The following is a 10,695-nucleotide window of genomic DNA, read 5'->3' as shown; positions in this document are numbered from 1 at the left end:
CCCGCCCCGGGCCCCAGGCCTCCGACCCCACCCCGGGCCTCCGGGCCATGGCCCCGCCCTGGGCCTCGGGCCTCCGACCCCGCCCTGGGCCTCGGGTTCCGACCCCGCCTCGGGCCTCGTGCCTCCGACCGGACCCGACCCGGACCCGGCTTTCGGAACCGTCTCCCATCCCCCCGGACCCGGCGCTCGGAACCCGGCCCCCGGGCCCAGCCCCAAGTCCCGCTCGCAGCCTCCGCCCCCGAGCCCCCCGCTCCCTGGCGCGGGCGCCGTCTCATGCGCTGGAGCGGGCTGCGTCCTCCTTCGCCGATGTCGACGCCGCGGCGAAGCCCGGGAGGTGGTCCAGGAGTTCGTCGCGCATGCGGACCGTGGCGTTGAGCTGGCAGAGCACGCCGATCGTCGAGAGCGTCACCCGGTGTATGAGCAGGTACGACGGCGGGAGGTTCAGCTGCTTGCCCAACTGGTGGGCGGGGGAGCGGGGATCGGCTATCCGCGCCGCCTGGGTGCGCATCCAGGCGCGGGTGAAGGTGAACTCCTCCGCCCCCGCCGGCTCGATGATGGGCAGCAGATAATCCAGCACCGCGTCCGGATCGAGGGTGATCGCCGGCTTGACGAAGCCCTCCGCGCGCAGCGTTTCGTAGACCTCCTGGGCCTCACCGGCCAGGGCCAGGCGCAGGGAGTCGCCTATGGTCGACGGCAGACCGTCCGCCAGCCGGTCCACCGTCCCGAAGTCCATGACACCCAGCCGCCACTCCTCCGGGGCACCCTCCTTGATCAGCCGGAAGTTCCCCGGATGCGGGTCGGCGTGGAGCAGCCCCGTGCGGGCCGTGCCCGCGAAGAGGAAGCGCGCCAGCAGCTGGCCCACCCGGTTCCGCTCCTCCTCGGTGCCGCCGGAGATCAGGGCGGCCAGCGGAACCCCGTCCATCCACTCCGTGACCAGCACCTGGTCCGCCTGGTGCACCACATCGGGCACGAAGACGTCCGGATCGTCGGCGAACTCCGCGGCGTACGCCTTCTGCGCCTGCGCCTCCAGCCCGTAGTCCAGCTCCTCGGAGACCCTGTCGCGCAGCTCGGCGATCAAGGGCTTGATGTCCATACCCGGGATCAGCGGACCGAGCAGTCGGGAGAAGCGGGCGAGCTGGGTCAGATCGCTCAGCAGCGCCTCCCCGGCCCCCGGGTACTGGACCTTGACCGCGACCTCCCGGCCGTCGTGCCACACCGCGCGGTGCACCTGGCCGATCGACGCCGCCGCGGACGGTGTGTCCTCGAAGGACGCGAACAGCTCGCGCCAGTCCTCGCCCAGCCGCTCGGCCAGCACCCGGTGCACCGTGCTCACGGGCATCGGCGGCGCGGCGTCCTGCAGCTTGGTCAGCGCCGCCCGGTAGGGGCCGGCGATGTCCTCCGGGAGGGCCGACTCGAAGACGGACAGCGCCTGCCCGAACTTCATCGCCCCGCCCTTGAGCTCGCCCAGCACCTTGAACAGCTGCTCCGCGGTGCGCTGCTGCAGCTCACGGGCCACGATCTCCGCGGACCGCCCGCCTATCCGCTTGCCCAGGCCCCAGGCCGACCGGCCGGCGAAGCCGATGGGCAGCGCGGCCAGCTTCGCCGTCCGCGTCACCGCCTTGCGAGGAAGTTCAGACACGTGCCCCTCCAGCTTCCCGGCCGGCCCCGGCGGGCGCGGCCGTCGATGCCGCGCCGCAGCCGCAACCCGGATACGGTTCCAGTCTGTTGATGTCCGGCTCGAGGGCCGGCAGAGTCAGCTCCACCCGCGCTCCCGTCACGGGCGGCAGCTGCCCGTCCAGGAACGTCAGGGCGTGGCTCGCTGTCAGTCCCGCCACCATTGTCGCCAACGCGATGTCGCAGGCGTGCACCCCCCGTCCCCGGCCGGCCGACCGCCACTGCGCCAGCAGCCGGGGCCACTCCGGCTCCTCCGCGCCGCGGGCCGCCGCCACACACCCGGCGCACGCCGTGCCGCCGGGCAGGACCAGCGGGCCCACCACGCCCGTGCCCTCCAGAACACCGGCGTACACGTGCGGGACGCCGGCGGCCATCAGCTCCCCGGCGGCTCCGGGGTCCGGGGCGTACGCGCCGAGCCCGTCCCGCGGCGCGATCACCACCAGCGCCGCGGGCACCGGCGCCGCCCCGCGCCCGGCGGCCGGGCGCCGCGGCTCCGGGGCCGCCGACCGCACCGCCCGGCGGGCCGAGGTCTCGCGCCGCTCACCGATCCGCTCCGCGCTGTGCCCGCCGGGGCCCACGTCCCACGGCTCCACGCTCCCGCCGTCCTGCACCTCGACCCGGCCCACGCCCGCCGCCGAGAGCAGCGCGGCCACGGCCGCCCCGACCCGGCCGGCACCCCTGACCTGGACGTGCAGGGCGCGGCGCGCCGCCATCCGCTCCATCGCCGCGTCCGCCTCGGGGTGGACGACGGACAGGGAGGCCAGGTCCGCCCGGAGCCGCTCCAGGGCCGGGGTCCGCTCCCGCAGCAGGGCTCCGCCCGTGCCCCCGGCCGCGGCGTCCGTGAGCAGCCCGGCCCGGGCGAGGGCCCCCGCCAGCTGGTCCGCGTGGGCCGCGGGCAGGCCGAGCGCGGCGGCCTCCCGGCGCAGCAGCTCGATGCCCCGCGCGCCCGTGAACCGCTCCAGCAGCATGCCGGTCGCCGGGTCCATCGGCCCGAAGGTCAGCGCCGCGGCCCGGGTGATGCCGAACTGCACCGTCTGCCCAGACCGCCAGGCCCGCCGCAACGCGGGCTTGAGCATGGGATGCCCCCCTGCCCCCTGCGCCACCGCACCCCCGACGCCCGGCTCGGACACGGAACCACCCCGAGCCCCCGCCCCCGGCGCCCCCTCACCCCGCGTCTCCCGCTCCTCGTGCATGGCTCCCCCGTCCGCTCCGGGCGCGCCGCGTCGCGCACCCCCGTCGTGAGCGAGGGACGGCGGCCCCTCGCGGGCAACACTGTGCACCCCGGTCCGACCTGCCCGGAAAAGTTGTCCACAGGCTGGGGGCGTTAGTCGTACAAGCTCACGCCGGACGGCTCCAGCGTGCGCCACGCTCCAGCTTGAACGCGTTCAAATCCACTGTCAAGGTCACGCACCCTGTCCGGATCTCCCCGCCCACCCGAGGTGATTCATCACACTTTGCGGATGAAAGCTGGTAAAAGGCCTGACCAGTTGAGGTGGCGCAGCGCCCGGATCTGGCCTCGGACCGGGACTTCCGGCACGCCCAACATGTAACGTCGAGGCGTGCCTGCCGACCATCAGCACACCGCAGCAGGACCTAAGCCCACGAGCGCGGTTGAGGTCCGGCGTAGCGCGCGCAGGCGCAGGACGGTCTCCGCGTACCGCGACGGCGACCGCACCGTGGTCCTGATCCCCGCCCGGATGAGCGAGGCGGAGGAGCGCCGCTGGGTCGAGGTGATGCTCGACAAGCTGCAGGCCCAGGAGCAGAAGCGGATGCTCGGCGACAGCGAGCTCGCCGAGCGGGCGGAGCAGCTCTCGGAGCAGTATCTCGGCGGACGCGCCCTGCCGAGCAGCGTCCGCTGGGTGACCAACCAGAACACCCGCTGGGGATCGTGCACCCCCGCCGAGGGCAGCATCCGGCTGTCGCACCGGCTGAAGGGCATGCCGGAGTACGTCGTCGACTACGTCCTGGTCCACGAGCTGGCCCATCTGCTGGTCCCCGGACACGGCCCCCGTTTCTGGAAGCTGCTCGAGGCGTATCCGCGTACGGAGCGGGCGCGCGGTTTCCTGGAAGGGGTCGTCGCGACGGAATCGCTGCCCTTCATTCCCGGTCAGTCGGACAAGGGCTAGGCTGGCGCGAGCGCGCGGAACCAACGGCAACCGGATCACGTGAATCCGCCCGGCGCGCGACGTACAGGGGAAATGGCGCGGAGGGGGACGGTCGTTCGGCATGACCAGGCAATTCCAGCGTGGCCACAAGGCCAAGATCAGTGATCTGACTCCGGGGACGGATCTGTATGTGGGCATACAGATCGCGGCACCGGGGCTCTCGTTCGACATCAGCTGCTTCGGACTCGACGCGAACGAGCAGCTCTCCGACGACCGGTACTTCATCTTCTTCAACCAGCCGAAGTCGCCGGAGGAGTCCATCCAGCAGCTCGGGGCGCAGTCCGGCGACACCCAGTCGTTCCGGGTGACGGTCGACCGGATCCCGCAGCAGATCCGGCGGCTGTCCTTCACCGCGACGATCGACGGCGCGGGGACGATGTCCCAGATCGGACCCGGTTACATCCGGATCGTGGCGGGCGGGGAGGAGGTGGCGCGGTACCCCTTCAGCGGCTCCGAGTTCACCTCCGAGCGCGCCATCATGATCGGTGACTTCTACTTCAAGGACGTCTGGCGCTTCGCGGCGATCGGCCAGGGCTTCGACGGCGGGCTCGACGCCCTGCTGAAGAACTTCGGCGGCGAGGTGCTGGAGGAGCAGCAGCAGGCGGCACCGCCCGCGGCGACCCCCGGCTTCGCCCCGCCCGCCGGCGGCCCGGCCCCGGCTCCGCAGCAGGCCCCCGGCTTCGGCGCCCCGGCGCCGGCGCCCGCCGCCCCGCAGCCCGCGCCGTCCTTCGGCGCGCCCGCCGCGCCCCAGCCCGCCCAGGCGTTCGGCGCCCCGGTGGGCCCGCCCGGCCAGATCCCCGGACAGGCCCCGCCGCCCGGCGGCTACGCCCCGCCCGGTCAGCCGGCCCCCGGCCAGTACGCGCCGCCCGGCGCACCCGCGGCCCCGCCCGGGCAGTACGCCCCGCCGGGAGCCCCGGCCCCCGGCCAGTACGCGCCGCCCGGCGCCCCGGCCCAGCCGGCCGTCGCCGGCGCGCTGCCGAACCCGTTCGGCGGCGGCGGTGCCCCCGGCGCCCCGGGCCAGCCCGGCGCGTACGCGGTGCCGCAGGCCGCCCCGCTCGGCATCGCCAAGGCCATGGAGCCCTACCGCGAGGCCCCGACCGGCCAGCGCTGGACGCTGCAGAACGCCAAGATGGTCCGCGCCGACATCGGCCTCGGCCAGAGCCAGGGCGTCCTGGCCCGTCAGGGCAGCATGGTGCTCTACCAGGGCAAGGTCGACTTCAGCTACAAGTCCTCCGGGATCATGGGCCGCGTCACGCAGAACGCGACCGGCCAGGAGATGCAGCTGATGCACTGCAAGGGCCGCGGCCAGATCTTCTTCGCCGAGGACGCCTCGTACCTGCACCCGATCGAGCTCCAGGGCGACGCGATCTGCGTCTCCGCCGAGAACGTCCTCGCCTTCGACGAGACCCTCCAGTACGAGGTCAAGCGGATCGAGGGCCACGGCATCCCCGGCGGCGCGCTGTTCACCATGCAGTTCTCCGGTACGGGCACCGTCGTCGTGAAGACGCACGGCACCCCCGTCGTCCTCCCGGTGACCCCGACGACGTACAGCGACAGCCAGGCCATCGTCGCCTGGTCGGCCGCCGCCCAGGTGGTGCTCTCCAGCCAGGTCCGGCTGCGCCGCACCGCCTACCCCGGACACAGCGGGGAGACGGTCAACCTCCAGTTCCGGGGCGCCCCCGGCAACTTCATCGTCGTCCAGCCCTACGAGGTCTAAGGGAGCCCGCCATGGATCAGCAGCTCGTCGCGGGCTACGCCCCGACCCCGATCACCGCCCGGATGGAGAACCACGGCAGCGCCATGCTGAAGACCGTGCTCCAGACCGGAGCGGACCTCTACGCGCGCGCCGGCTCGATGGTCGCGTACGAGGGCTTCGTCCAGTACGAACCGAACCCGCCGGCCCTCCGCCAGGCCGCCGCCCAGTGGCTCACCGGCGAGGGCGCGCCGCTGATGAAGTGCAGCGGCGACGGCATCCTCTATCTCGCCGACTACGGCGCGGACGTCGTCTGCATCAACCTCAACAACGAGGCGATCTCCGTCAACGGCACCAACCTGCTCGCCTTCGACGCCCATCTGCAGTTCGGCGTGGAGAAGGTCAAGGGCCTCGCCAGGTTCGCCGGCCAGGGCCTGTGGAACGTGGAGATCGCCGGCACCGGCTGGGTCGCGATCACCTCGCGCGGCACGCCGATCGTCGTCGACTGCGCCAGCCGCGGCGACGACGAGACGTACGTCGACCCGGACGCGCTCGTCGCCTGGTCCACGGACCTGAAGGTGAAGGCCAAGAAGACCGTGAAGATGGGCGCGCTGATCGGCCGCGGCAGCGGCGAGGCGTTCCAGATCGGCTTCTCCGGCCGCGGCTTCGTCGTCGTACAGCCGAGCGAGGATTCGACCGACCGCCTGCGGATCCGGCGCTGAGGGGGAACGGGAAATCATGCAGAGTCCGCTTTTCGCACACGTCGAGAACCAGTCGCAGGAGCGTTACGCCCTGCAGAACGCGCAGATGCTGCGCTGCTACCTCGACGGCAGCAACGACATCCTCGCCCGCAAGGGCGCCATGGTCGCCTACCAGGGCATGGTCGACTTCGACGGCGAGTTCCAGGGCCACGCCCGGCGCTCCCGGCAGCGGCAGGCCGGCGAGTCGCTGGAGCTGATGCGATGCTCCGGCCAGGGCACGGTCTACTTCGCCAACCTCGCGCAGTATCTGCACGTCGTGGAGATCAGCGAGCCGGTCACCGTCGACAGCAGCTACGTCCTGGCGATGGACTCGTCCCTGCACTGGGACGTCATCGCCGTCGACAGCCAGTACGGCATCTCCGGCTCCGGCAAGTTCAACCTGGAGATCACCGGGCGCGGCAAGCTCGTGCTGATGACCTCCGGCAAGCCGCTGATGATGGCCGTCACGCCCGAGCGTTACGTCAACGTGGACGCCGACGCCATCGTCGCGTGGACGAGCTCGCTGCGGGTGCAGATGCAGTCGCAGACCTCCTCGTCGGGGGTCTGGCGGCGGCGCGGCAACACCGGTGAGGGCTGGGAGCTGGCCTTCCAGGGACAGGGCTTCGCCCTCGTCCAGCCCAGCGAGCAGCTGCCGCCGCAGAACGCGGTGATCGGCCAGGGCATGGCCGCCCAGTTCGGCATGGGCCAGCAGGGCGGGCGCGGCCAGAACCAGAACAACATCTTCAGCAACCGCTAGACCCACACACGTAAGGGGCGGTGTCCATGGACATCGCCCCTTACGTGTGCTCAGCTCGACCGCCCCGCACGCGGCTCAGCCGCCGAGGCGCTCCCGGGCCGCCCGGACCAGCGCCGCCACCGACGAGTCGCCGAGCCGCTCGGCGTCGTCGTACGAGAACCACCTCAGGTCCAGCGACTCGTCGCTGATCTCCGGCTCCGCGCCCGCCGGCGCCAGCGCCGTGTACTGCACGTCGAAGTGCTGCGTGCACGGCCCCGGGATCGGATGGCGGTCCAGCCGGACCGGACCGCCGCCCAGCAGGACCAGGCCGGTGATGCCCGACTCCTCCCACGCCTCGCGCAGCGCGGCGTCCTCCAGCGTGGCGTCCTCCGGCTCGCAGTGGCCGCCCATCTGCAGCCACATCTCCAGCTTGCGGTGCAGCGTCAGCAGCACCCGCTCCCCGGCCGGGTCCACGACCAGCGCGCTGGCCGTCACATGGCCGGCGCTGCAGTCCTTCCACATCCCGTCCGGATGGTCGGCCAGATGCTGCAGATAGTCGTCACGCAGCTCCGGCTGCCCGGCGTATTCCTTCAGTACGAGTACGGCGTCGTCGTAGAGGGTCACTTGCCGGAGCCGTCCTCACCCTCGGACGGGCCGTCGTCCTTGGACGGGCCGTCACCCTTGGACGGGCCGTCGTCCGGCGCGTCGTCGCCCCGGGCCGCGTCGCCGAGCATCTTGTCCAGCTCGGAGAAGTCCAGCTGCTCGCGGTGCACGAAGCCGTCCGGGTCGTCCAGGTCCGCGGCCGTCGGCAGCATGTCCGGGTGCGCCCACAGGGCGTCGCGGCCGTCCGTACCGCGGGCGTCCGCGAGGGAGGCCCACAGCCGGGAGGCGTCGCGCAGCCGGCGCGGACGCAGCTCCATGCCGATCAGCGTGGCGAAGGTCTGCTCCGCCGGACCGCCGGTGGCCCGGCGGCGGCGCAGCGCCTCGCGCAGCGCGTCGGCGGACGGCATCCGCGAGGCCGCCGCGGCGTGCACCACGGCGTCCACCCAGCCCTCGACGAGCGCCAGAGCGGTCTCCAGCCGGGCCAGGGCCGCCTTCTGCTCCGGGGTGTCCTCCGGCTGGAACATGCCCTGCTGCAGCGCCTGCTGCAGCTCCTCGGGATTCTGCGGGTCGAACTGGCCGACGATGTCCTCGAGCTTCGTCGTATCGACCTTGATGCCCTGCGCGTAGCCCTCGACCGCGCCGAACAGATGCGCCTTCAGCCACGGCACGTGCTGGAAGAGCCGCTGGTGGGCCGCCTCGCGCAGCGCGAGGTACAGCCGTACGTCCTGCTCCGGCAGGCCGAGGCCCTCGCCGAACGCCTTCACGTTCAGCGGGAGCAGCGCCGCCTTGCCCGCCGGGCCCAGCGGCAGGCCGATGTCCGTGGAGCCGAAGACCTCGCCGGCCAGCACGCCGACCGCCTGGCCGATCTGCTGGCCGAACATCGCGCCGCCCATGGAGCGCATCATGCCGATCAGCGGACCCGCCATGGCCCGCATCTCCTCGGGCAGGACGCTGCCCATCGCGTTGCCCACGCGCTCCGCCACCGGGTCGACCAGGTCCTGCCACACCGGGAGGGTCGCCTCGACCCACTCCGCGCGGCTCCAGGCGACGGCCGTGCCCGCGCCGGACGGCAGCGCGGTCACGCTGTCCAGCCACAGGTCGGCCAGGCGCAGCGCCTCCTCGACCGCGTGCCGCTCGGAGGCGCCGACGCTCGCGTCCTTCGTGCCGTCGGGGGTGCCCTGGGAGACGGTCTGGCGGGCGATCTGCTTGGCCATGTCCCAGTTCACTGGGCCGCCCTCGTAGCTCAGCATCTGGCCGAGCTGCTGGAAGGCGGCGCCGAGGTCGGCGGGGTTGAAGCCGCCCGCACCGCCGCCGGGCATGCCGCCCATGCCGAAGAGCGCCGCGAACGGGTTGTCGCCGCTGCCGCCCGAGCCGAAACCGAACGGGTCGTTCTGCCCGCCCTGGCCAGGGCGCTTCCTGCCCTCGTCGCCGTCCTCGGGCTCCTGGGGGAGTCCGAATCCGAATGGGGTGTCACTCACGGTGTCCTCGGCTCGTCGGGCCGCCTGTCGATCCTGGGCCGGCAGCTGGTGCCCTCCAACACATCCAGCCTAGGGCCTGTACGGCAGATCACGACCGGCGAAGGAGACGGGTGAACGACTCCGGACACGACGTGACCTGTCGGACAGGCACCAAGCCCCCGCACCGGCTGCGAGCCTGGGGCAGGATGGGGTGGAACTACTGAAAACAACAGCTGGAGCCGCCCGGTGAGTTCCCCGGAACGAGACGTTCGCGCAGCGCGAACCCCCGAGAAGACCGCAGCAGCAGTGCCGGCGCACCGCCCCGTGGTCGCCGTCACAGGCGCCGCGACCGGGGTGGGAGCGCTGCTCACGGCGCGTCTGGCCGACTCCGACGAGGTCAGGCAGGTACTCGCCTTCGACGAGCGGCGCGGGGAGACGGACGGGGCGCAGTGGCACGTCATGGACGTGCGGGATCCGGCCATCGCCGAGAAGCTGCGTGGCGCGGACGTCGTCGTCCACCTGGCCGTCGACCTGAACCTGGAGACCGACGCGATCGCGCGTACGGCGTACAACGTGCGCGGTACGCAGACGGTGCTCACCGCGGCCGCCGCCGCGGGCGTGCACCGCGTGGTCCTCCTCACATCCGCCATGGTGTACGGCGCGCTGTCCGAGAACCCCGTGCCGCTGTCGGAGGACGCCGAGCTGAAGGCCACGGAGGAGGCCACGGGTGTCGGGGACCTGCTCGAGATAGAGCGCCTCGCCAAGCGCGCGCCCCGGGCGCATCCGGGGCTCAACGTGACGGTGGTCCGGCCGGCGGCCCTGGTGGGCGGCGTCGACACGCCGCTGACCAGGTACTTCGAGTCGCCCCGGCTGCTCGTGGTGAAGGGCTCGCGGCCGTGCTGGCAGTTCTGCCACGTGGAGGACCTCGCCTCCGCGCTGGAGTACGCGGCCCTCGGCAAGGCCGAGGGGGAGCTCGCCGTGGGCTGCGAGGGGTGGCTCGAGCAGGACGAGGTGGAGGAGCTCACGGGTATCCGGCGGATGGAGCTCCCCTCCGCCGTCGCCCTCGGCGCCGCGGCCCGGCTCCACCGGCTGGGGCTCACGCCGTCGCCGGCGGGGGACCTGGCGTACACGATGCACTCGTGGGTGGTCAGCGGGTCGCGCCTGCACGATGCGGGCTGGCGCCCGCTGTGGACGAACGAGGAGGCGCTGGCGGCGCTGCTCGCGGAGGTGTCCGGGCATCACACGGTCGCCGGGCGGCGGCTCGGCCGCAAGGACGCGACGGTCGCGGGGGCGGCGGGTGCGACGGTCGCGCTCCTCGGCACGGCGGCGGCGGTCCGCCAGATCCGCAAGGCGCGGCGCGGCAAACTCTGACCTCCGGTGACCGGGTCCCCCTGGTCGCGGGGGGTCCCCGGGTGCGGTGCCGCTGCGCCCACCCGTGCCGCCCTGCGGCACGCCTGCCCGCAGCGTGCGGTGGTGGGTCCGCCGCGGCCGCTGAGCGGCATCGCGGCGCACGGCCACCTGCGAGCGGCGAGGGACGCACCGCTGCGGGCGGCTGGGCCGCCAGGGGGCGGCACGGGCGGGCGGAGCGGCCCCGGACGCGGGGCGGGGGGGGTGAGCTCGGCGGGTG

At 73.2% G+C, this 10,695-nt stretch carries 9 protein-coding genes; 5 read left to right on the top strand and 4 right to left on the bottom strand.

From position 1 onward, the window contains the following. Positions 1 to 271: 271 nt before the first annotated feature. Both AB0M28_RS23730 and AB0M28_RS23725 read right to left on the bottom strand, forming a co-directional pair. Positions 272 to 1,639, bottom strand: a complete 1,368-nt coding sequence (locus tag AB0M28_RS23730; protein WP_365408318.1) for an AarF/ABC1/UbiB kinase family protein — start codon at positions 1,637 to 1,639, stop codon at positions 272 to 274. After that, positions 1,632 to 2,750 carry a ThiF family adenylyltransferase gene (locus tag AB0M28_RS23725; protein ID WP_365408315.1) on the bottom strand — a complete coding sequence of 373 codons (1,119 nt, stop codon included), beginning with the start codon at positions 2,748 to 2,750 and terminating at the stop codon, positions 1,632 to 1,634. The genes AB0M28_RS23730 and AB0M28_RS23725 overlap by 8 nt, the downstream gene beginning before the upstream one ends. A gap of 483 nt (positions 2,751 to 3,233) precedes the next feature. Between AB0M28_RS23725 and AB0M28_RS23720 the strand changes: the two genes are divergently transcribed. The 4 genes from AB0M28_RS23720 (at position 3,234) to AB0M28_RS23705 (ending at position 7,029) form a co-directional block, all read left to right on the top strand. Then, entirely contained in the window at positions 3,234 to 3,800 is a 567-nt protein-coding gene (locus tag AB0M28_RS23720) for a M48 family metallopeptidase (RefSeq protein WP_365408312.1), read from the top strand. Between the two features lie 100 nt (positions 3,801 to 3,900). Beyond that, positions 3,901 to 5,556 (top strand): TerD family protein, encoded by a 1,656-nt coding sequence (locus tag AB0M28_RS23715; protein ID WP_365408309.1) that lies wholly within the window; start codon positions 3,901 to 3,903, stop codon positions 5,554 to 5,556. Between the two features lie 11 nt (positions 5,557 to 5,567). Continuing rightward, entirely contained in the window at positions 5,568 to 6,254 is a 687-nt protein-coding gene (locus tag AB0M28_RS23710) for an AIM24 family protein (RefSeq protein ID WP_365408306.1), read from the top strand. A gap of 16 nt (positions 6,255 to 6,270) precedes the next feature. After that, complete coding sequence (locus tag AB0M28_RS23705) at positions 6,271 to 7,029, top strand: AIM24 family protein (RefSeq protein ID WP_365408304.1); 759 nt, start codon at positions 6,271 to 6,273, stop codon at positions 7,027 to 7,029. A gap of 75 nt (positions 7,030 to 7,104) precedes the next feature. On the opposite strand, the gene AB0M28_RS23700 is transcribed toward AB0M28_RS23705, so the two are convergent. Together AB0M28_RS23700 and AB0M28_RS23695 are read right to left on the bottom strand one after the other, a co-directional pair. After that, on the bottom strand, positions 7,105 to 7,632 hold the full coding sequence (locus AB0M28_RS23700) for an NUDIX hydrolase (RefSeq protein WP_365408301.1): 528 nt from the start codon (positions 7,630 to 7,632) through the stop codon (positions 7,105 to 7,107). Continuing rightward, a complete protein-coding gene (locus AB0M28_RS23695) occupies positions 7,629 to 9,089 on the bottom strand; it encodes a zinc-dependent metalloprotease (RefSeq protein WP_365408299.1) in 1,461 nt (486 codons plus the stop codon). Before AB0M28_RS23695 ends, AB0M28_RS23700 begins: the two co-directional genes overlap by 4 nt. Before the next feature lie 225 nt (positions 9,090 to 9,314). Between AB0M28_RS23695 and AB0M28_RS23690 the strand changes: the two genes are divergently transcribed. Then, complete coding sequence (locus tag AB0M28_RS23690; protein WP_365408297.1) at positions 9,315 to 10,439, top strand: SDR family oxidoreductase; 1,125 nt, start codon at positions 9,315 to 9,317, stop codon at positions 10,437 to 10,439. Positions 10,440 to 10,695: the final 256 nt, after the last annotated feature.

This window comes from Streptomyces sp. NPDC051940, assembly GCF_040680895.1.
GTDB lineage: Bacteria > Actinomycetota > Actinomycetes > Streptomycetales > Streptomycetaceae > Streptomyces.
This window is presented reverse-complemented; position numbering and strand designations above follow the sequence as displayed.

Bases quoted from the DNA above. Each gene is read 5' to 3' on its own strand.
- AB0M28_RS23725 (WP_365408315.1), bottom strand. From the start codon at position 2,750: ATGCTCAAGCCCGCGTTGCGGCGGGCCTGGCGGTCTGGGCAGACGGTG.
- AB0M28_RS23715 (WP_365408309.1), top strand. From the start codon at position 3,901: ATGACCAGGCAATTCCAGCGTGGCCACAAGGCCAAGATCAGTGATCTG.
- AB0M28_RS23710 (WP_365408306.1), top strand. From the start codon at position 5,568: ATGGATCAGCAGCTCGTCGCGGGCTACGCCCCGACCCCGATCACCGCC.
- AB0M28_RS23705 (WP_365408304.1), top strand. From the start codon at position 6,271: ATGCAGAGTCCGCTTTTCGCACACGTCGAGAACCAGTCGCAGGAGCGT.